The sequence below is a fragment of the Streptomyces poonensis genome, assembly GCF_014650915.1.
GTDB lineage: Bacteria > Actinomycetota > Actinomycetes > Streptomycetales > Streptomycetaceae > Streptomyces > Streptomyces poonensis.
The window spans coordinates 168506-189738 of the sequence record NZ_BMVW01000004.1; the positions used below are offsets into that span (position 1 = coordinate 168506).

The 21233-nt window shown below is 69.6% G+C and carries 18 protein-coding genes and 1 pseudogene; 15 read left to right on the top strand and 4 right to left on the bottom strand.

Features of this window, described 5'->3' with window-relative positions; translation table 11 throughout:
• The first annotated feature begins 269 nt into the window (after positions 1-269).
• Positions 270-1874 (top strand): ABC transporter substrate-binding protein, encoded by a 1605-nt coding sequence (locus IE242_RS13570; protein WP_189858795.1) that lies wholly within the window; start codon positions 270-272, stop codon positions 1872-1874.
• Between the two features lie 152 nt (positions 1875-2026).
• A complete protein-coding gene (locus tag IE242_RS13575) occupies positions 2027-3601 on the top strand; it encodes an ABC transporter substrate-binding protein (protein WP_373299517.1) in 1575 nt (524 codons plus the stop codon).
• Positions 3602-3698: 97 nt separating this feature from the next.
• Here IE242_RS13575 and IE242_RS13580 read toward each other — a convergent pair whose 3' ends face one another.
• A complete protein-coding gene (locus tag IE242_RS13580) occupies positions 3699-4370 on the bottom strand; it encodes a response regulator (RefSeq protein WP_020141342.1) in 672 nt (223 codons plus the stop codon).
• A 14-nt stretch (positions 4371-4384) separates the two neighbouring features.
• Entirely contained in the window at positions 4385-5290 is a 906-nt protein-coding gene (locus IE242_RS13585; protein ID WP_189858800.1) for a RecB family exonuclease, read from the bottom strand.
• A 254-nt stretch (positions 5291-5544) separates the two neighbouring features.
• Between IE242_RS13585 and IE242_RS13590 the strand changes: the two genes are divergently transcribed.
• The 3 genes from IE242_RS13590 to IE242_RS13600 all read left to right on the top strand — a co-directional run bounded on the left by IE242_RS13590 (position 5545) and on the right by IE242_RS13600 (position 9110).
• A complete protein-coding gene (locus IE242_RS13590) occupies positions 5545-7299 on the top strand; it encodes a site-2 protease family protein (RefSeq protein WP_189858802.1) in 1755 nt (584 codons plus the stop codon).
• 83 nt (positions 7300-7382) lie between these two features.
• Positions 7383-8285, top strand: a complete 903-nt coding sequence (locus tag IE242_RS13595) for a tRNA (adenine-N1)-methyltransferase (protein WP_189858804.1) — start codon at positions 7383-7385, stop codon at positions 8283-8285.
• Between the two features lie 252 nt (positions 8286-8537).
• Positions 8538-9110, top strand: coding sequence for a hypothetical protein (locus IE242_RS13600; RefSeq protein ID WP_189858805.1), 573 nt, complete (start codon positions 8538-8540; stop codon positions 9108-9110).
• An 83-nt stretch (positions 9111-9193) separates the two neighbouring features.
• On the opposite strand, the gene IE242_RS13605 is transcribed toward IE242_RS13600, so the two are convergent.
• Positions 9194-9499 carry a ferredoxin gene (locus tag IE242_RS13605; protein ID WP_189858807.1) on the bottom strand — a complete coding sequence of 102 codons (306 nt, stop codon included), beginning with the start codon at positions 9497-9499 and terminating at the stop codon, positions 9194-9196.
• A 253-nt stretch (positions 9500-9752) separates the two neighbouring features.
• Between IE242_RS13605 and arc the strand changes: the two genes are divergently transcribed.
• The 6 genes and pseudogenes from arc to prcA all read left to right on the top strand — a co-directional run bounded on the left by arc (position 9753) and on the right by prcA (position 15657).
• Complete coding sequence (gene arc, locus IE242_RS13610) at positions 9753-11519, top strand: proteasome ATPase (RefSeq protein WP_189858809.1); 1767 nt, start codon at positions 9753-9755, stop codon at positions 11517-11519.
• A gap of 234 nt (positions 11520-11753) precedes the next feature.
• Positions 11754-13265 carry a depupylase/deamidase Dop gene (gene dop, locus IE242_RS13615; RefSeq protein ID WP_373299518.1) on the top strand — a complete coding sequence of 504 codons (1512 nt, stop codon included), beginning with the start codon at positions 11754-11756 and terminating at the stop codon, positions 13263-13265.
• Between the two features lie 181 nt (positions 13266-13446).
• Positions 13447-13665: a ubiquitin-like protein Pup gene (locus IE242_RS13620; RefSeq protein ID WP_189217295.1), complete on the top strand. Its 219-nt coding sequence runs from the start codon at positions 13447-13449 to the stop codon at positions 13663-13665.
• 126 nt (positions 13666-13791) lie between these two features.
• A pseudogene (locus IE242_RS13625) lies at positions 13792-14049 on the top strand (endonuclease VII domain-containing protein); the annotation flags it as partial.
• Positions 14001-14846, top strand: a complete 846-nt coding sequence (gene prcB / locus IE242_RS13630; RefSeq protein WP_189858813.1) for a proteasome subunit beta — start codon at positions 14001-14003, stop codon at positions 14844-14846. The pseudogene IE242_RS13625 and the gene prcB, both read left to right, overlap by 49 nt.
• A 58-nt stretch (positions 14847-14904) precedes the next feature.
• A complete protein-coding gene (gene prcA / locus IE242_RS13635) occupies positions 14905-15657 on the top strand; it encodes a proteasome subunit alpha (RefSeq protein ID WP_189858816.1) in 753 nt (250 codons plus the stop codon).
• A gap of 95 nt (positions 15658-15752) precedes the next feature.
• Here the strand turns inward: prcA and IE242_RS13640 are convergent, their stop codons facing one another.
• Positions 15753-16775, bottom strand: coding sequence for a LacI family DNA-binding transcriptional regulator (locus tag IE242_RS13640; RefSeq protein ID WP_189858818.1), 1023 nt, complete (start codon positions 16773-16775; stop codon positions 15753-15755).
• A 156-nt stretch (positions 16776-16931) separates the two neighbouring features.
• Between IE242_RS13640 and IE242_RS13645 the strand changes: the two genes are divergently transcribed.
• From IE242_RS13645 to IE242_RS13660, 4 genes are all read left to right on the top strand, one after another.
• Positions 16932-18194 carry an MFS transporter gene (locus IE242_RS13645; protein ID WP_189858820.1) on the top strand — a complete coding sequence of 421 codons (1263 nt, stop codon included), beginning with the start codon at positions 16932-16934 and terminating at the stop codon, positions 18192-18194.
• A gap of 9 nt (positions 18195-18203) precedes the next feature.
• The gene (gene pafA, locus IE242_RS13650; protein ID WP_189858822.1) at positions 18204-19565 is read left to right on the top strand and encodes a Pup--protein ligase; all 1362 of its coding nucleotides are present in this window, start codon (positions 18204-18206) and stop codon (positions 19563-19565) included.
• A gap of 156 nt (positions 19566-19721) precedes the next feature.
• On the top strand, positions 19722-20714 hold the full coding sequence (locus tag IE242_RS13655; protein WP_189858824.1) for an FKBP-type peptidyl-prolyl cis-trans isomerase: 993 nt from the start codon (positions 19722-19724) through the stop codon (positions 20712-20714).
• A 104-nt stretch (positions 20715-20818) separates the two neighbouring features.
• Positions 20819-21193 (top strand): FKBP-type peptidyl-prolyl cis-trans isomerase, encoded by a 375-nt coding sequence (locus IE242_RS13660; protein WP_189858826.1) that lies wholly within the window; start codon positions 20819-20821, stop codon positions 21191-21193.
• Positions 21194-21233: the final 40 nt, after the last annotated feature.

The window sequence follows — 21233 nt, forward strand, 5'->3', positions numbered from 1 at the left end:
TGCCCGCTTCTCCTGCTCAGCGTCGTTCGGTGCTCCCTTGTGTCCGAATTGGTGCAGCCTGCACCAATCCCTCTGTCGACCGCCTTTTCAGTGCGTCCGCACCCGGTTCCACAGCGTGATGAGGTATGACGAGAACTCAACTCCGGTGCCAGCGGGCGACACTCCTGGTTCGGTCTAATGTCGTGGCGAGAACAACGCATACCCCTTGACCCGTCCGCACACCCCCGCCGCCGGGTCCACGCCATCGACAGCTCTGGAGAAACACGAGCATGAAGCGCAAGACCCTGGTGCTGCCGGCCGTGATCGGCCTGCTCACCCCCGCCCTCGCCGCCTGCGGCGGATCCGACGGCGGGGACGGCGGCGGGGACGCGATCGTCGTGGGCACCACCGACCAGGTCGCCGCGTCCAAGAAGACGCCCGCGCCGCTGGACCCGGCGTACGCGTACGACGTCGGCACCTGGAACATCCTGCGCCAGACCGTGCAGACCCTCATGGCGCAGCCGCGCGGCGAGGGCGCTCCGGAGCCCGAGGCCGCCGAGAGCTGCGGCTTCACCGACAGCGGCAACGAACGCTACGCCTGCACCCTGCGTGAGGGCCTGACGTTCGCGAACGGCGACCCGGTCACCGCCGAGGACGTGAAGTTCTCCATCGACCGCGCGCGTGCCCTGAACACCGACAGCGGTGTGTCCGGTCTGCTGTCGACCATCGAGCTCGTGGAGACCAAGGGCGACCGTGAGGTGATCTTCCACCTCAACGGCCCGGACGCCACCCTGCCCTACAAGCTGTCGACCCCCGTCGCGGGCATCCTCAACCCCGACGACTACGACAAGGACAAGCTCCGCGAGGGCTTCGAGGTCGACGGCTCCGGGCCGTACACCTTCGAGGCCGAGGTCAAGAACGACGAACTCGTCTCGGCCGTCTTCACCAAGAACCCCGACTACAAGGGCATCCTGGACCCGAAGAACGACAAGGTCGAGCTGCGTTCCTTCGACGACGCCGAGATGATGGGCACCGCGCTGGCCAACGGCGACATCCAGCTGGCGGCCCGCGGCCTGACGTCGCAGCAGACCGACGAGCTCGCCGCCTCCTCGTCCGGCGACATCGACACGGTCGAGGCGCCCGGCCTGGAGATCCGCTACCTCGCCTTCAACACCGACGCCGCGCCGGTCAAGTCCCGCGCCGTCCGCCAGGCCATGGCCCAGATCATCGACCGCGGCAAGCTCGTCGCCGAGGTGTACGGCGCCCAGGCCGAACCGCTCTACTCGCTCGTCCCGGCCTCCATCACCGGCCACTCCAACTCCTTCTTCAACAAGTACGGCGAGCCCGACACCGACAAGGCCGAGTCGATCCTCAGCGAGGCCGGCATCACCACCCCGGTGAAGCTGACCCTGCACTACACGACCGACCACTACGGCACCGCCACCAAGCAGGAGTTCGAGGAGCTGAAGAAGCAGCTCGACGCCAGCGGCCTGTTCGACGTCGACATCGAGGGCACCCCCTGGGAGGCCTTCCGCCCCGCCCAGCTGGACGGCGAGTACGCCGTCTACGGCCTGGGCTGGTTCCCGGACTTCCCGGACGCCGACAACTTCCTGGCGCCGTTCCTCGACAAGGACAACTTCCTCGGGTCGCCGTACGCCAACAGCGAGATCCGCAACACCCTCATCCCCCAGTCCCGCCGCGAGGCCGACCGCCTCAACGCCGCGGAGAGCCTCACGGAGATGCAGGACGAAGTGGCCGACGACGTACCGGTTCTGCCGCTGTGGCAGGGCAAGCAGTACCTCGCCGTGAGGGACGACGTCACCGGGGCCGAATGGGCCCTCAACTCCACGTCCACGCTGCAGCTCTGGGAGCTCGGCCACGGCGTCAGCGGCTGACGTACCCACACGCCGCCACGGAACAACCCCCCACTGCAGGACCACCCCCCACTTCAGGACCCCCCACGTAGGACCACCACCCCCGCTCCGGGCCCGCATCGCCGGGCCCGGAGCTCTCGCGACCCGACGACACAAGGCACACGTACGTGAACATGCGCAACAATCTGCCGGTTCTGTCCCTCACCACCGGACTCGCCGTCTGCCTGCTCGCCGGCTGCGGCTCGGAAACGGGTGACTCCTCCGACGGCTCCTCAGTGGTCATGGGGATGTCGGACGAGGTCCTCGCCACCGACCCCGCCTCCGGCTACGACCCCGGATCCTGGCTCCTGTTCAACAACGTCTTCCAGTCGCTGCTGAGCTTCCCCAACGGCGCCACGGAACCCGAGCCCGAGGCCGCCAAGGATTGCTCCTTCACCGACACCGGCACCCAGGAGTACACCTGCACGCTGCGGGACGGCCTGAAGTTCAGCAACGGTGAGTCCCTCACCTCGAAGGACGTGAAGTTCTCCTTCGACCGCATGCTGAAGATCAACGACGCCGACGGCCCGGCGGTCATGTTCCCCATGCTCGACGAGGTCGAGACGCCGGACGAGAAGACCGTCGTCTTCAAGCTCAAGTACGCGGACGCCACCTTCCCCAGCAAGATCGCCTCCGGCGCCGGCTCGATCGTGGACCACCGGTCCTACGACGCCGACGGGCTGCGCGAGGACGGCGAGGCGGTCGGCTCCGGCCCCTACAAGCTGGAGTCCTACGGCGAGGACCAGGCCGTCTTCTCCGTCAACGAGAACTACAAGGGCAACGCCCATGTGGAGAACTCCGGCGTCACCATGAAGTTCTTCCACGGCGACCAGGACGCCCTGAAGAAGGCCGTCCTCGACAACGAGATAGACATCGCCTACCGCGGTCTGACCGCCGAGGACATCTCCGACATCGAGGCGGACACCTCCACCGACAGCGCCATCGAGACCGTCGACGGCACCGGCGCCGAGGTGCAGCACCTGGTCTTCAACATGGACGACCCCGTGGCGGGCCAGGCCGGCGTCCGCGAGGCCATCGCCTACCTGCTCGACCGCGAGGCCCTGGTCGACAAGGTCTACAAGAACACGGCCACCCCGCTGTACTCGATCATCCCGGCCGGCATCACCGGCCACAACACGGCCTTCTTCGACACCTACGGCGCCCGCCCCTCCAAGGAGAAGGCCGAGGCGGCCCTGGAGGCCGACGGCATCACGGCTCCCGTCGAACTGACGCTCTGGTCGACGCCCACGCGCTACGGTCCCGCCACCGACCAGGAGTTGAAGACGATCGCCGAGCAGCTGAACGCCAGCGGTCTGTTCCAGGCGAACGTCAAGTCCGTGCCCTTCGACCAGTACGAGAAGGACATCGCCGACGGCAAGTACGGCGTGTACGTGAAGGGCTGGGTGCCCGACTACCCGGACCCGGACAACTTCACGAGCCCCTTCTTCGGCGAAGGGAACGTGCTCAGCAACAACTACACCAACAAGACGATCACCGGCACGCTGCTGCCGGCGACCGCCGGCGAGACCGAGCGCTCGATGACCGAGAAGGAGTACGCCGAGCTCCAGAACATCGTCGCCGAGGACGTGCCCGTCCTCCCGATCTGGCAGGCCAAGCAGTACGCCGTCGTCCGGGACAACGTGTACGGCCTCGAGTACTGCCTCGACGCGTCGACGGTGTTCCGGTTCTGGGAGATCAGCAAGGACTGACGCGTGCCGCACAGACGGCAGGGCGCCCCTTCGTCCGGTGACGAAGGGGCGCCCTGCCGTGTGTCGTGTCGTACGGCTGCTGCTTACTGCTTACTGCTTACTGCGCGCCGGGACGGACCAGCCCGCTCTCGTACGCGTACACCGCGGCCTGCACCCGGTCCCGCAGCCCCAGCTTGGTCAGCACATGACCCACATGCGTTTTCACGGTGGTCTCGCTGACGAACAGATCGGCCGCGATCTCCGCGTTGGACAGCCCGCGCGCCACCAGCTTCAGCACCTCGACCTCACGGTCGGTCAGCGTGTGCAGCGTGTCGGGGACCGGCTCGTCACCGGAGGGCAGATGCGTCGCGTACTTGTCCAGCAGCCGGCGCGTGATGCTCGGCGCGAGCATCGCCTCACCCGCCGCCACCACGCGGATCGCCTGCACCAGCTCGTTGGCCGGCGCGTCCTTGAGCAGAAAGCCGCTGGCACCGGCGCGCAGCGCCTCCACCACGTACTCGTCGAGATCGAAGGTGGTCAGCACCAGCACCTTCGCCGGACCGTCCCGGCCGGGCCCGGTGATCTGCCGGGTCGCCTCGACACCGTCCATCCGCGGCATACGGATGTCCATCAGCACCACATCGGGCTGCAGCGCACGCACCTGGTCGAGCGCCTGGAGGCCGTCTCCGGCCTCACCGACGACCGCGATGTCCTGCTCCGCCTCCAGGATCATCCGGAAGCCGGTTCTCAGCAGCGGCTGGTCGTCGACCAGTAGGACACGGATGGCCACATGAGTCTCCTTCGCTAGTCCCGCCCCATTCTGCCCTGGGCGTCCCCCTCGGCCCCGGGCGCCCCGACCGGCAGCGGATACGGCGGGGGAGTCCCCCCGAACTCCGGGCACACCGCCTGGTGGTCGCACCAGCCGCACAGCTTGGTGGGCCGCGGCCGCCAGTCACCGGTCTCGGTGGCGAGACGGATCGCCTCCCACAGGGCGAGCAGCTTGCGCTCGACGCGCTCCAGGTCCGCGACGACCGGGTCGTACGTCAGCACGTCCCCGCTGCCCAGGTACACCAGCTGCAGCCGGCGCGGGACCACCTGCTTCAGCCGCCACACCACCAGGGCGTAGAACTTCATCTGGAACAGGGCACCCTCGGCGTACTCCGGCCGCGGCGCCTTGCCGGTCTTGTAGTCGACGATCCGGACCTCGCCGGTGGGCGCCACGTCGACCCGGTCGATGATGCCGCGCAGCCGCAGCCCCGAGTCCAGCTCCGCCTCGACGAACAGCTCCCGCTCCGCCGGCTCCAGCCGGGTCGGGTCCTCCAGCGTGAACCAGCGCTCGACCAGCTTGTCCGCCTCGCCGAGCCAGCGGGCCAGCCGCTCGCCCTCGGGATCGTCCGCGAACAGCTCCGCGACCTCCGGCCGCGACTCGCGCAGCCGCTCCCACTGGCCGGGGACCAGTGCCTTGGCCCGCGGCGCGGTGCGCTCGGCGGCGGGCGCGTCGAAGAGCCGCTCCAGCACCGCGTGCACCAGCGTCCCGCGCGTGGCCGCCTCGCTCGGCTTCTCGGGCAGCTTGTCGATCACCCGGAACCGGTAGAGCAGCGGGCACTGCATGAAGTCACTGGCGCGCGAGGGCGACAGCGAGGCCGGGGGCGCGGGGGCCACGGCACCGCTCACTGCCGCGGAGCCGGTGCCGTCGGTGCGGGTTTCCATGACCACAGACCATACGGCCCGGCACTGACAGACGGCGGACCGAAGAGATCACGGCAGCACGGGAACGGCGCCCGGCGAAGATCGTCCGCCGGCTGCCCGGCCCGGTGAGCGGAGCGCGTGTCTCTCGTACGACGGCGCGGGGAACAGAAAGGGTGCCGGGGCGGAACGAGCGGGGACGACCGCATAGCATCGACCACGGACCCCCTCCGCCCCGCAGGACCGGCGGCGGAGGACGCTTCGATCGAGGGGACATCGTGGACCAGAGCGGCGGGAGCGGGCAGCCGCGATCCGGCAGCGACGAGGCGACCGAGCACCCTGCGGGGCCGTCGGCACCGGCTGCCGGCACCGCACGCCCGGGGGCGGAGCCGGGCGACGACCGGCCGGCCCCCGAGAACACGGCCGACCGCGTCAGCCCGGCGGCCCCCGAGGAGGCGGCCGGCCGCACCACCCCGACGGCGCCGGTTCCCGATGCCTCACCCGCGGCGGATCCCCGCGCCGGCGAACCGGAGGGTCCCGGGCTTTCAACCCAGCAGGACGGCCGGACGGTCCCGGAGCCGGCCCCGGGACCGGACGGCCCGACGGCGTCTCCCGCGCCCGCGGCCCACCGCCCGGACACCACAGCCCCGGCCCCCACGGCCGATATCCGCCCGCCGGCGGGCGACGCGCCCCCGCGGGGCAATGAGCGTCCGGCGGGCGGCGCTCCCCCGCGGAACGACGAGCGTCCGGCGGACGGCGGCCCCGATCCGGTCCTGCCCCACCGGCACGCGACGGTGCCCGCCGGGCGCCAGGACACCGCAACCGCCCGCAACCGCGCCACCTCCGGTTCCGGATCACCCAGGCCGCCGCAGCGGCCCAAGGAACCCGGCGGCGGAATCCTCATGGGGCGCCCCTTCGGCGTACCCGTCTACGTGGCGCCCAGCTGGTTCCTCGTCGCCGCGCTGATCACCTGGGTGTTCGGCGGTCAGCTCGACCGCGTCCTGCCCGAGCTCGGCGGTGCCCGCTACCTCGTCGCGCTGTTCTTCGCGGTCGCCTTCTACGCCTCCGTCCTCGTCCACGAGCTCGCCCACACCGTCGCCGCCCTGCGCTACAAGCTGCCGGTCCGCCGGATCCAGCTGCAGTTCTTCGGTGGTGTCTCGGAGATCGAGAAGGAGTCCGAGACCCCGGGCCGGGAGTTCGTCCTGGCCTTCGTCGGCCCCCTGCTGTCACTGGTCCTCGCGGGCGTGTTCTACCTCGCCCTGCAGGGCGTCGAGCCCGGCACCGTCCCGGGCGTCCTGCTCGCCGGGCTGATGATCTCCAACCTGATCGTCGCCGTGTTCAACCTGCTGCCCGGTCTGCCCCTGGACGGCGGCCGCATGCTCCGGGCCGTCGTCTGGAAGATCACCGGCAAGCCCATGACCGGCACGATCGCCGCCGCCTGGGTCGGCCGCGCCCTCGCCGTCTCCGTCCTCATCGGGCTGCCGCTGCTCACCCAGTCCGGCGCGCTCGGCACGGACCCGGACGACTTCGGCGGCGTGGACACCGTCACCGACGCCCTGCTCGCCGCGATCCTCGCCGCGATCATCTGGACCGGCGCGGGCAACAGCCTGCGCATGGCCCGGCTCCGCGAGCACCTGCCCGAACTGCGCGCCCGCGCCCTCACCCGCCGCGCGGTGCCCGTCGAGACCGACACCCCGCTCTCCGAAGCCCTGCGGCGTGCCAACGACGCCGGTGCCCGCGCCCTCGTCGTCGTCGACGCGCAGGGCGAGCCCCTCTCCCTGGTCCGTGAGGCCGCCATCGTCGGCGTCCCCGAGCACCGCCGCCCCTGGGTCGCCGTCAGCGGGCTCGCCCAGGAGCTCACCGACGGCATGCGCGTCTCCGCCGAGCTCGCCGGCGAGGACCTCCTCGACGCCCTCCGCGCCGCCCCGGCCACCGAGTACCTGGTCGTGGAGGAGTCCGGCGAGATCTACGGCGTGCTCTCCGCCGCCGACGTGGAACGCGCCTTCGTCAAGGCGATGGCCCGGCCCAGCTGAACCCGCCGTACGCGCGCGTGGGCGGCACCGGCCGGACCACCGGTGTGGTCGGCGGCCCCCGCCGGGACCGGTAGGCTGGTCACATGTCCGAACCGACCGGTGCCGCCCGCCGTCGCGGGCCCTTCAAGGTCGGGGACCAGGTCCAGCTCACCGACCCCAAGGGACGCCACTACACGTTCACGCTCGAAGCCGGGAAGAATTTCCACACCCACAAGGGTTCCTTCCCGCACGACGAGCTGATCGGCGCGCCCGAGGGCAGTGTTGTCCGCACCACCGGGAACGTCGCCTACCTGGCGCTGCGCCCCCTGCTCCCCGACTACGTCCTGTCCATGCCCCGAGGGGCGGCTGTCGTCTACCCGAAGGACGCGGGGCAGATCCTCGCCTTCGCCGACATCTTCCCCGGCGCCCGCGTCGTGGAGGCCGGCGTCGGCTCCGGCTCGCTCAGCAGCTTCCTGCTGCGGGCCATCGGCGACCAGGGCATGCTGCACTCCTACGAGCGCCGCGCCGACTTCGCCGAGATCGCCCAGGCCAACGTGGAGCGCTACTTCGGCGGCCCCCACCCCGCCTGGCAGCTCACCGTGGGCGACCTCCAGGACAACCTCAGCGACACGGACGTCGACCGCGTCATCCTCGACATGCTCGCTCCCTGGGAGTGCCTGGAGGCCGTCTCCAAGGCGCTCGTCCCCGGCGGCATCCTGTGCTGCTACGTGGCGACCACCACCCAGCTCGCCCGGACCGTCGAGTCCATCCGCGAGATCGGCTGCTTCAACGAGCCGACCGCCTGGGAGACGATGATCCGCAACTGGCACATCGAGGGCCTCGCCGTCCGCCCCGATCACCGGATGATCGGCCACACCGGCTTCCTGCTCACCGCCCGTCGCCTCGCCGACGGAGTCGAGCCGCCCATGCGCCGCCGACGCCCCGCCAAGGGCGCCTACGGCGAGGACTACGCCGGCCCGAACGCCGACGGAGCAGCCGGCCGCTGACCGGCGGCCCGGTGCCGCACACAACGTACGGGCGCCGTGGCCGAGTTCCCCGCACCGTCCGGGAACTCGGCCACGGCGCTCTTCCGTTGAGTCGAGCCACCGGGCCCCTGCGGGCGCGGCATCCGCGAGGCGGCGCCACCCGCGCGCGACGCGACGAGGGCGGACCCGCCCCCGGCGTTCCGCCGCACTGTGACGTATGGCACTATGCGGTCCACCCCCACCGGCACAGCCCTCACAGGAGACACATCTCTCGTGCAGCACTCCGCCGTCCCGGAACTGGACCACACCCGCACCCGCCCGATGCACTGGCTCGTCACGGCGACGGCGGTGGCCGCGGTCGTCGCCCTCTCCTCCGTACTGCAGCCCGACCCGGCGACCGCCGTCCAGGCGGGCCCGGAGGAACAGCCCGCCCGTCCCGCCGTGACGGTGCCCGACCCCGCCGCGGTGGACTTCCCGATCGAGTGCGGCCCCACCAAGGCCGTGGTCCAGAAGAAGGCGTCCGGCGATCTCGACGGGGACGGCCGGCCGGAGACAGTCGCCGTGGTCCGCTGTGACGCGGGCTCCGGCAACCCGCCCAACGGCGTGTACGTCGTCACCCAGGGCACCGCGGCCGAGCCCCGGGTGGTCGCCACCCTGGTCGACCCGGAGGAGCGGCGCAGCGTCACCGACTTCGCCGTCCGGGACGGGGCCGTCACGGCCACCCTGCTCGGCTACTCCTCGGCGGACGTACCGAGTTGCTGCCCCGACGTCACGGACCGTGCCAAGTGGCAGTGGAAGAACGGTGCGTTCGTCCGCTCGACGCCCTCCGAGGCGCGCAGCGTGTGACGCATCCCTCGGGGACGGTGTACGGCGCCCGGTCGCAAGGGCTGTGAAAAAGCCGACAAAAGTGACCCTATGTCTTCAGGTTGTCACTCGGCGTCGGGCCCGTAGACCTCGACCCTGTCCGAAACCCGCCGCACATGAATGCACTCGCCCGGACACTCCCGCGCCGAATCCACCACATCGGTCAGCAGCGGCAGCGGCACCGGTGTCGTCGCGCCGGGGGCCTGCAGCAACTCGTCATCGGTCCCCTTCACATACGCCAGACCGTCGATGTCCAGCTCGAACACCTCGGGGGCGTACTGCGCACAGATGCCGTCGCCGGTGCACAGGTCCTGGTCGATCCAGACCTCAAGCGCCTCCGAGCCGGTCCCGGCCTCCTGCTGCACGGTCATCTCTCCTGCCGTTTCCCCCGCCGACCGCACCGACACCTTGCAAGTCGGCCCAGCTCTGACGGGTGTTGAACACTTCGACCCTACCTCCGTCAGCTTTCTAATCATGTTCAGTGGGTATTCCCCTGGCGTGAGGGAGAGCGCAAGGGTGAAGATCGGACACACCCCGACAGTCTTTGTGATCTAGGGGTTTCAATCGACACCCACCCAGGTAGGGTCTGGAAGCGTCCAGCTCCCCTTGGAGGAGGTGAGGACCGTGGCAGCCCACGACGACGACATGAACCGCGGCATCCGCCCGGGACGCGGGTCCGACGACCCGGCCGGGCAGATTGCCTACCTTGAGCAGGAGATCGCCGTCCTGCGACGCAAGCTCGCCGACTCTCCGCGACACACGAGGATTCTCGAAGAGCGGATCGTCGAGCTGCAGACCAACCTGGCCGGCGTGTCCGCCCAGAACGAGCGACTCGCCAACACGCTCCGGGAGGCCCGCGACCAGATCGTGGCCCTCAAGGAGGAGGTCGACCGGCTGGCCCAGCCGCCGGCGGGCTTCGGTGTCTTCCTGCAGGCGAACGAGGACGGCACCGCCGACATCTTCACCGGAGGCCGCAAGCTCCGGGTGAACGTCAGCCCGAGCGTCGAGCTGGAGGACCTCCGGCGCGGCCAGGAGCTGATGCTCAACGAAGCGCTCAACGTGGTCGAGGCCATGGAGTTCGAGCGCGTCGGGGACATCGTCACCCTCAAGGAGATCCTCGAGGACGGCGAACGCGCCCTGGTGCTCGGGCACACCGACGAGGAACGGGTGGTACGGCTCGCCGAGCCGCTGCTGGACGTCACCATCCGCCCCGGCGACGCCCTGTTGCTCGAACCCAGGTCCGGTTACGTCTACGAGGTCGTGCCCAAGAGCGAGGTCGAGGAACTCGTCCTCGAAGAGGTCCCCGACATCGGCTACGAGCAGATCGGCGGCCTCGGCAACCAGATCGAGGCGATCCGCGACGCCGTCGAGCTCCCGTATCTCTACCCGGACCTGTTCAAGGAGCACGAACTGCGGCCGCCCAAGGGCGTCCTGCTCTACGGGCCCCCCGGATGCGGCAAGACGCTCATCGCCAAGGCCGTGGCCAACTCGCTGGCCAAGAAGGTCGCCGAGGTGACCGGCCAGGCCGCCGGCAAGAGCTTCTTCCTCAACATCAAGGGCCCCGAGCTCCTCAACAAGTACGTCGGCGAGACCGAGCGGCAGATCCGCCTCGTCTTCCAGCGCGCCCGTGAGAAGGCCAGCGAGGGCACTCCCGTCATCGTCTTCTTCGACGAGATGGAGTCCCTCTTCCGCACCCGTGGCTCCGGTGTCAGCTCGGACGTGGAGAACACCATCGTCCCGCAGCTGCTCGCCGAGATCGACGGTGTCGAGGGCCTGCAGAACGTGGTCGTGATCGGCGCCTCCAACCGCGAGGACATGATCGACCCCGCCATCCTGCGCCCCGGCCGCCTCGATGTGAAGATCAAGATCGAGCGTCCGGACGCCGAGGCGGCCAAGGACATCTTCGGCAAGTACCTCACCGAACGTCTCCCGCTCCACGCCGACGACCTCGGCGAGAACGGCGGCGACAAGGGGACCACCGTCCAGGGCATGATCCAGACCGCCGTGGAACAGATGTACGCCGAATCCGAGGAGAACCGATTCCTGGAAGTCACCTACGCCAACGGTGACAAGGAAGTCCTCTACTTCAAGGACTTCAATTCCGGTGCGATGATCGAAAACATCGTCGGCCGCGCCAAGAAGATGGCGATCAAGGACTTCCTGGAAAAGAGCCAGAAGGGTCTCCGCGTCTCCCACCTCCTCCAGGCCTGCGTGGACGAGTTCAAGGAGAACGAGGACCTGCCCAATACCACCAACCCCGACGACTGGGCCCGTATCTCCGGCAAGAAGGGTGAACGGATCGTCTACATCCGGACACTCATCACCGGAAAGCAGGGCGCGGACACCGGACGCTCCATCGACACGGTGGCGAACACCGGACAGTACCTGTAGAGACCGGGGCGGCTGCGGGTGCCCGTCGCGGGCACCCGCAGCCGACTGTTTTTCAGGTCACAGCCAGACCAAGGCAATGACGCAAATGATCTCCCCACCAGCGCAAAGGCGTTCTAGGCTCTGTCGTACCGCCGAGTCGCGCAGTGCGGGGACGGGCACCGCACACGCACCGGAGCACCAGCGGTACTTGAGCGCCGCCCCCGAACGAGGGCGCCGCCGGGCAAGGAGGGCCGCATGACCGTACGGCGAGTAATGGGCATCGAGACGGAGTACGGCATCTCCGTCCCCGGCCACCCCAATGCCAATGCCATGCTCACCTCGTCCCAGATCGTCAACGCCTACGCGGCGGCGATGCACCGGGCCCGCCGGGCCCGCTGGGACTTCGAGGAGGAGAACCCGCTGCGGGACGCGCGAGGCTTCGACCTCGCCCGCGAGGCCGCCGACGCCAGCCAGCTCACCGACGAGGACATCGGCCTGGCCAACGTCATCCTCACCAACGGGGCACGGCTCTACGTCGACCACGCACACCCCGAGTACAGCGCACCCGAGGTCACCAACCCCCGGGACGCCGTCCTGTGGGACAAGGCCGGCGAACGCATCATGGCGGAGGCCGCCGAACGCGCGGCCCAGCTCCCCGGCGCCCAGCCGATCCACCTCTACAAGAACAACACCGACAACAAGGGCGCCTCCTACGGCACGCACGAGAACTACCTGATGAAGCGGGAGACCCCCTTCTCGGACATCGTGCGCCACCTCACCCCGTTCTTCGTCTCCCGCCAGGTCTTCGCCGGGGCCGGCCGCGTCGGCATCGGCCAGGACGGCCACGAGCACGGCTTCCAGCTCAGCCAGCGCGCGGACTACTTCGAGGTCGAGGTGGGCCTGGAGACCACTCTGAAGCGACCGATCATCAACACCCGCGACGAGCCGCACGCGGACGCGGAGAAGTACCGTCGCCTGCACGTGATCATCGGCGACGCCAACCTGTCGGAGATCTCGACCTACCTGAAACTGGGCACCACGGCCCTGGTCCTCTCCATGATCGAGGACGGCTTCATCGCCGTCGACCTTGCCGTCGACCAGCCCGTGCGCACCCTCCACCAGGTCTCGCACGATCCCTCGCTGAAACGGCTCGTCACGCTCCGCAGCGGGCGCACCCTGACCGCCGTACAGCTCCAGATGGAGTACTACGAGCTGTCCCGCAAGTACGTGGAGGAGCGCTTCGGCGCCGACGTCGACGAGCAGACCAAGGACGTCCTGACCCGTTGGGAGGACACCCTCAACCGCCTCGAGAACGACCCGATGAGCCTCTCCGGAGAGCTCGACTGGGTAGCCAAGCGCGAGCTCATGGAGGGCTACCGGCGCCGCGACGGCCTCGACTGGGACGCGGCGCGCCTCCACCTCATCGACCTCCAGTACGCCGACGTACGCGCCGAGAAGGGCCTCTACAACCGTCTCGTCGCCCGCGGCAAGATCAAGCGCCTGCTCGACGAGGCGGATGTGGAACGGGCCCGGACGAAGCCCCCGGAGGACACCCGCGCCTACTTCCGCGGACGCTGCCTCGAGCAGTACGCCGACGACGTCGCCGCGGCCTCCTGGGACTCGGTCATCTTCGATCTGCCGGGCCGGGACTCCCTGCAACGCGTTCCAACCCTCGAACCGCTTCGCGGAACGCGTAATCACGTGAAAGAGCTCTTGGACCGCTGTCGCACCGCGGACGACCTGGTCAGGGTGCTGTCGGGGGGCTGAGGGGTACCCGGGCGGGGCCTTTCGCGCAGGGTGCGAAAGGGCTGCGTCCGGGAATCATCGAGATGGCCCCCGGACGTTGTGACAACTACCGGGCCAATGTCAGACCCGACGAGTAGGGTCTGATCATCACCGATCGGCAGCAATGCCGACCATGTCGGGCGAACTGAGCGGGGTGAGGGTTATGGCGACCAAGGACACCGGCGGCGGACAGCAGAAGGCCACGCGCTCGAACGAGGAGGTCGAGGAGCAGGCGCCCGAGGCGCAGGCCAGCGAGGACGTCAAGGAGCGGCACGAGAAGCTGAGCGATGACGTCGACTCCGTGCTCGACGAAATCGATGATGTGCTCGAGGAGAACGCAGAGGACTTCGTTCGGTCATTCGTTCAAAAGGGCGGCGAGTAGCCTTCGAACCCGAGGTGGACGGGGGATTGAGGCTTAGGAAGCGAAGGCGGTGAAGCGCTGCGTGCGGTGCGGCCAGGACAAGCCGCACGCGGCCTTCTCGCGTGAGCGGTCGAATCTTGACGGTGCATGACGGTGGCCGGACGGGACGAGACGATCGCCTCCCGGAACGGCCTCTGCGCGATCTGCCAGGCGGCCCCGGCCGTGCATGTGGATCACTGCCAGGAGACGGGTAGGGTCCGTGGCGTACTGTGCTTCAACTGCAATTCCGGCCTCGGCCTGTTGGGGGACGATCCCGCAGCTGCGCTCCGAGCTGCCGACTACTTGGAAGGAAACGCGTGGAAGCCAACACTCGTAGCACCGGGCGTCTACCAGCTGCCTTCCTGACGCCTGGGTCCTCCTCCTTCATGGACTTCCTGTCCGAGCACCAGCCGGAGCTGCTCCCGGGCAACCGGCAGCTGCCGCCCACCCAGGGCGTGATCGAGGCGCCGCACGGCACGACCATCGTGGCCGTGACGTTCCCGGGCGGTGTGGTGCTGGCCGGTGACCGGCGGGCCACGATGGGGAACGTGATCGCCCAGCGGGACATCGAGAAGGTCTTTCCGGCCGACGAGTACTCGGCGGTGGGCATCGCCGGTACGGCCGGTCTGGCCGTGGAGATGGTCAAGCTGTTCCAGCTGGAGCTGGAGCACTTCGAGAAGGTCGAGGGCACCCAGCTCTCCCTGGAGGGCAAGGCCAACCGCCTGTCGACCATGATCCGTTCCAACCTCGGCATGGCCATGCAGGGCCTGGCCGTGGTGCCGCTCTTCGCCGGGTACGACGTGGACCGCGACAAGGGGCGCATCTTCTCGTACGACGTGACGGGCGGCCGCTCCGAGGAGCACGGCTTCGCGGCCACGGGCTCCGGCTCGATCTTCGCGCGCGGCGCCATGAAGAAGCTCTTCCGCGGCGACCTGAGCGAGCAGGAGGCCACGACACTCGTCGTCCAGGCCCTGTACGACGCGGCCGACGACGACTCGGCGACGGGCGGTCCCGACGTCGCCCGCCGGATCTACCCGATCGTCACCGTGATCACCGAGGACGGGTTCCGCCGTCTCACCGACGAGGAGTCCTCCGAGATCGCCCGCTCGATCCTGGAGCGGCGCCTGGAGCAGCCGGACGGCCCGCGGGCCGCCCTGCTCTGACAGCGACCGCTCGTATCAAGGTGATCCAGTGACTTCGACAGAAAGGGACGGATAACCGGTGTCGACGCCGTTCTATGTCTCACCCCAGCAGGCGATGGCCGACCGGGCGGAGTACGCCCGCAAGGGCATCGCCCGTGGCCGCAGCCTGGTCGTGCTGCAGTACGCCGACGGCATCGTCTTCGTCGGCGAGAACCCGTCCCGCGCGCTGCACAAGTTCAGTGAGATCTACGACCGGATCGGCTTCGCGGCCGCCGGCAAGTACAACGAGTACGAGAACCTGCGGATCGGCGGCGTCCGCTACGCCGACCTGCGGGGCTACACCTACGACCGCGACGACGTGACGGCCCGCGGTCTCGCCAACGTCTACGCGCAGACCCTGGGCACCATCTTCTCCTCGGCGGCCGAGAAGCCGTACGAGGTGGAGCTCGTCGTCGCCGAGGTGGGCGAGACGCCGGAGGGCGACCAGATCTACCGGCTGCCGCACGACGGCTCGATCGTGGACGAGCACGGCTCGGTCGCGGTCGGGGGCAACGCCGAGCAGATCAGCAGCTATCTGGACCAGCGGCACCAGGACGGCATGTCGCTCGCCGAGGCGCTGAAACTGGCCGTGCAGGCCCTGTCCCGGGACACCAACGGCAGCGAGCGGGAGATCCCCGCGGAGCGCCTGGAGGTCGCGGTGCTGGACCGTACGCGTCCGCAGCAGCGCAAGTTCAGGCGGATCGTGGGCCGTCAGTTGTCCCGTCTGCTGCAGGCCGACGGTGCGGAGACGGCCGCCGAGGCGGAGGCCGAGGGCGGCGACGACGAGAAGTAGCGCCCACGGGTAGCGCAATCCCCGCAGTTTCACCGCCAGACGGTGCGCCCCGGCCTTCGAGGCCGGGGCGCGCGGCGTTGTGGGGACGGTGCGTGTCAGGGACGGCGATGCCCGGGCGCGCCCGTGGAGCCCCGTACGACCAGCTCCACCGGGATGTCGCCCCCGTCCGGTGCGCGTCCCTCCAGGACGGCCAGCAGGGCCTGCATGCCGCGCTCGCCGAAGAGTTCCGCGTCCAGGCGGACCGTGGTGAGTTCGGGGTCGAGGGCCGTGGCGAGGGCCAGGTCGTCCAGCCCGGTCACGGAGAGGTCGTCGGGGATGCGCAGTCCCAGCCTGCGGGCCGCCTTGTACGCGCCGGCGGCGAGTTTGTCGTCGTCGCAGACGAGTGCGGTGGGGCGGGGGCCGGGACCGGACAGGGCGGCTTCGGCGGCGGCCCGGGCGCCGTCGATGGTGATGGGTGCCCGTGCGGTGCGCAGCTCGGTGTCCGCGACCGCGCCCACGCGGGCGGCCAGCTCGCGGGCGCGTACCTCGAAGGTCCAGGAGGGGACGTCGGCGGCGAGGTGCAGGAACCGGCGGTGGCCGAGGGCGAGCAGGTGGTCGGCGACCTGCCGGATGCCGTCGGCGATGTCGAGGTTGACCGTGGCGGCGCCGAGGCTGCCGTCGGGGTCGCTGTCGAGCATGACGAGGGGGAGCTGGTCGCCGCGGATCGCGGTGAGGGCGTCGGCGGCCATGGAGGAGGCGATGACGCCGTCGAGCGCGGCCTGGGCGGAGGCGAAGGGGTCGCGGGCGGGGCCCACGCCTTCGGGGGAGGGGTAGAGCACGACGCCGAAGCCGTGCTGTGCGGCGACGCGGGCGGCGCCGGTGTAGACGCCGGCGAAGAACTCGGTGGTGAGGGCGGGGACCACGAGCAGGACGGTACGGGTGTGACCGAGGCGGAGGTTGCGGGCGGCGAGGTTGGGCCGGTAGCCCAGTTCCTCCGCCGCCTCCCGTACGCGCCGGGCGGTCGCCTCCGACACCCGGCCGCGCCACTTGTCGCCGAGGACGAGGGAGACCGCCGCCTGGGAGACCCCGGCGGCCTGGGCGACGTCACGGCTGGTGGGGCGGGTGCTGCCTCGTGCCACCGGCGGCCTGCTCCTTCGTCTGCGCTCGTTCTGGACTCGGCTCGTTCTGGACTCGTCGACAGCGCACATGGTACGTATGACGGCGGACGTTATACGTACAACGTGATGGGTTGCAGAGCCCGGTCGCACGGAGACGAACGAGGAGAAGGGCACACCATGGCCGCCGGATATCTGGAGATCCTCCGGACGAGACACGCCACACGCCTGCTCGTCGGCACGCTCGTGGGCCGGCTGCCGAACGCGACCGCGGCGATCGCCGTGGTGCTCTTCGTCCGCGCGGAGGGCGGCAGCTACAGCCTCGCGGGCGCGCTCGCCGCCGTGTACGGGGTCGCCAACGCGGTGGGGCAGCCGCTGCTGGGCCGTCTGGTGGACCTGTACGGGCAGCCGCGGGTGCAGCTGCCGGCCGCGGTCGTCTCGGGGCTCGGCATGACGGTGTTCGCCTTCACCGGCGTCGAGCCGCCGGTCCTGGCCTACGGCGCGATGGCGGTCGCCGGTCTGTTCACGCCGCCGCTGGAGGGCGGTCTGCGGGCGCTGTGGCCGTCGGTGCTCCGCAAGGAGGAGCGGGTGCACACGGCGTACGCGATGGACGCGGTGGCGCAGGAGGTGATGTTCACCGTCGGGCCGCTGCTGGTGACGCTGTCCGCGGCCCTGTGGTCGCCGCGGGCGGCGCTGATCGTGCTGAACGTCATCGGACTGCTCGGCGCCCTGTCCGTCGTCGTGTCGGCGCCGTCGCGGGCCTGGCGGTCGGACCCACGGGAGGCGCACTGGCTGGGCGCGCTGCGCTCGCCGGGGCTGCTGGCGCTGCTGGCGGCGTTCCTGTGCGTGGGGATCGCGCTCGGTTCCATCACGCTGACGGCCAAGTCGTACGCCGACGACGGCAACGGCGGGGACGCCGTGTACGGGTGGCTGATGGCCGCGCTGGGGCTGGGTGCCCTGGTCGGTGGCGCCGTGTACGGGGCGCGGCAGTGGGCCGGTGCCCCGGAGCGCCGACTGCGGGTGCTGGTGGCGCTGCTGGCGGTCTGTTATCTGCCGCTGATGCTGCTGCCCGGTCCGGTGGGCATGACGGCGCTGACGGCGGTGGCGGGTGTCTTCCTGGCTCCGTCGATCGCCTGCGCGTTCGTCCTCGTGGACCTGCACGCGCCGCGGGGGACCGTGACGGAGGCGTTCTCGTGGCTGGTGACGACGTTCACGGTGGGCTCGTCGGTGGGGACCGGGCTCACGGGCCCCGTCGTGGAGCGGGGCGGGGTGCTGTGGGGCTTCGCGGTGCCGGGCGTGGCGGGGGGCGTGGCGCTGCTGGTTCTGCTGGTCACGGGGCGGGTCCTGGCGGTTTCCCGTGGGGGAGCGGTCGTTGCGGTCTCATCCGAAAATGATCCGAACCGTGCTGTCGAACCCCGTTTCAGTTCCGGGGATCGGGCGTAATGTTCAGTCATGGACCGCCGCATTTTCGGGCTGGAGAACGAGTACGGCGTCACGTGTACGTTCAGGGGACAGCGCCGCCTGTCTCCCGACGAGGTGGCGCGGTACCTCTTCCGCCGTGTCGTGTCATGGGGCCGCAGCAGCAATGTGTTTCTGCGCAACGGCGCCCGCCTCTATCTCGATGTGGGCTCGCACCCGGAATACGCGACACCCGAATGTGACAACGTGATCGAACTGGTCACTCACGACAAGGCCGGCGAGCGCATTCTCGAAGGGCTGCTGGTCGACGCGGAACGCCGCCTGCACGAGGAGGGAATCGCGGGCGACGTCTACCTCTTCAAGAACAACACCGACTCGGCGGGCAACTCCTACGGCTGCCACGAGAACTATCTGGTGGCCCGGCACGGGGAGTTCTCCCGGCTCGCGGACATCCTCATCCCGTTCCTCGTCACACGGCAGCTGCTGTGCGGCGCCGGCAAGGTGCTGCAGACGCCGCGCGGTGCCGTGTACTGCGTCAGTCAGCGCGCCGAGCACATCTGGGAGGGCGTCTCCTCGGCGACGACCCGGTCCCGGCCGATCATCAACACGCGCGACGAGCCGCACGCGGACGCAGAGCGCTATCGCCGCCTCCACGTCATCGTGGGCGACTCGAACATGTCCGAGACGACCATGCTGCTCAAGGTCGGCGCCACCGACCTGGTGCTGCGCATGATCGAGGCGGGCACGGTGATGCGGGACCTCACCCTGGAGAACCCGATCCGGGCGATCCGCGAGGTCAGCCATGACATCACGGGCCGCCGCAAGGTGCGCCTGGCCAGCGGGCGCGAGGCCTCCGCCCTGGAGGTGCAGCGGGAGTACTACGAGAAGGCCGTCGACTTCTGCGAGCGCCGCGGGATCCGCACCGGAACGGTCGAGCGGGTGCTGGAGCTGTGGGGCCGGACGCTCGAGGCGATCGAGTCGGAGGACCTGGACCGGATCGGCACCGAGATCGACTGGGTCATGAAGTACAAGCTCATCGAGCGGTACCGGGCCAAGCACAACATGACCATGTCGAATCCGCGGGTCGCGCAGATAGACCTCGCGTACCACGACATCCACCGCCGGCGGGGGCTGTACTACCTGCTGGAGAAGAAGGGGCAGGCCGACCGCGTCTGCAACGACTTGAAGATCTTCGAGGGCAAGTCCGTTCCGCCGCAGACCACTCGGGCCCGGCTGCGCGGTGACTTCATCCGGCGGGCCCAGGAACAGCGCCGCGATTTCACCGTCGACTGGGTGCACCTCAAGCTGAACGACCAGGCGCAGCGCACCGTGTTGTGCAAGGACCCGTTCCGTTCGGTGGACGACCGGGTGGAGAAGCTGATCGCCGGAATGTGAGCCGGCTCGCGTTCCGGCAATCCGATCGGGTGTTTCCCGTCCGATCAAGGAACGCAACACGGGGCGTCGCACGTTAGCCGTGCGGCGCCCTTCTCACACCGTAGAGTTTGCGCGCACGTCATCCCCACACTACCGATCCGATACGAGGCCCTCACCGTGCGCCGACGCTCACTCCTCATCGCCGTACCCGCCGGACTCGCCACGCTCGCCGCATGCGGTGACGAGAAGTCCGACTCGGCCAAGTCCAGCAGCAGCCCGTCCGCGTCCGCGAGCACCTCGGTGAAGCCGCCGAAGATCGTGGACGGTCCGCTGCCCGCCATCACGGCCGGTAAGGAGTTCGGTGAGAAGCCGACCGTCGCCAAGGGCGGCAAGGCGTCGGAGAACCTCGCGGTGCGGACGGTCATCGCGGGCACGGGCCGGACGGTCGCCGAGAACGACTACGTGCAGGTGCACTACCTGGGCCAGATCTGGGACTCGGCGAAAGTCTTCGACAACTCCTACGACCGCAAGACGTCGCCGTTCTTCGAGCTCGGCCAGGGCCGCATCATCGACGGCTGGCGCTACGGTCTGGAAGGCCGGAAGGTCGGCAGCCGGGTCGAGATGGCGGTGCCCCCGACCTGGGGCTACGGCACGCAGGGCAACGCGCAGGGGGGGATCAAGGGCACCGACACCCTGGTCTTCGTGATCGACATCCAGGACAGCTTCAACGCCAAGAGCTCAGCGAAGGGCGAGACGGTCACCCAGGGCGACACCGCCCTGCCCAAGGTGGGCACCAACACCGATGGCAAGGCCCCCTCCATCGAGGTGCCGAAGGCGGACCCGCCCACGAAGCTCGTCGCGGACTACGTCATCGAGGGCGACGGCGCGGAGATCGCGGCCTCCGACACCGTCCTCGTGCAGTACAGGGGCGTGGTCTGGGACACCGGCAAGGAGTTCGACTCGACGTACGGTCGCGAGCAGCTGACCTCGTTCTCGCTGCAGCAGGTCGTCAAGGGGTGGTCGCAGGGCATGGCGGGCAAGAAGGTCGGCAGCCGCGTGCTCATCGTGATCCCGCCGGAGCTCGGCTACGGCGACAACCCGCCGAGCGGCAGTGGCATCAAGAAGGACTCCACGATGGTGTTCACCGTCGACATCCTGGCGAAGATGTGACCCCTTCGGGGATGTAAGACTGTCCGCGTTGCCTTGTTCGTACACGAGCGTTCGAGCACGAGCACGCGCACACAAGCATTCGCATACAAGCAGGAGCCTAAGACGTGAGCATCGACAAGCCCGAGATCGACTTCCCGGGCGGCGAGCCCCCGAAGGACCTCGAGATCAAGGACATCTGGGAGGGTGACGGGCCGGTCGCCAAGGCGGGCGACTTCGTCAAGGTCCACTACGTGGGCGTGGCCTTCTCCACGGGTGAGGAGTTCGACGCGTCCTGGAACCGCGGCACCCCGCTCGAGTTCCAGCTCGGCGCCGGCCAGGTCATCAAGGGCTGGGACCAGGGCGTGCAGGGCATGAAGGTCGGCGGCCGCCGTCAGCTGACCATCCCCGCGCACCTGGCGTACGGCGACCGCGGCGCCGGTGGCGGCCGTATCGCCCCGGGCGAGACGCTGATCTTCGTCTGCGACCTGGTCTCCGTCTGACCCGGTCTCCGTTCGACGGGTCGGCACCGTACCGCCGCCC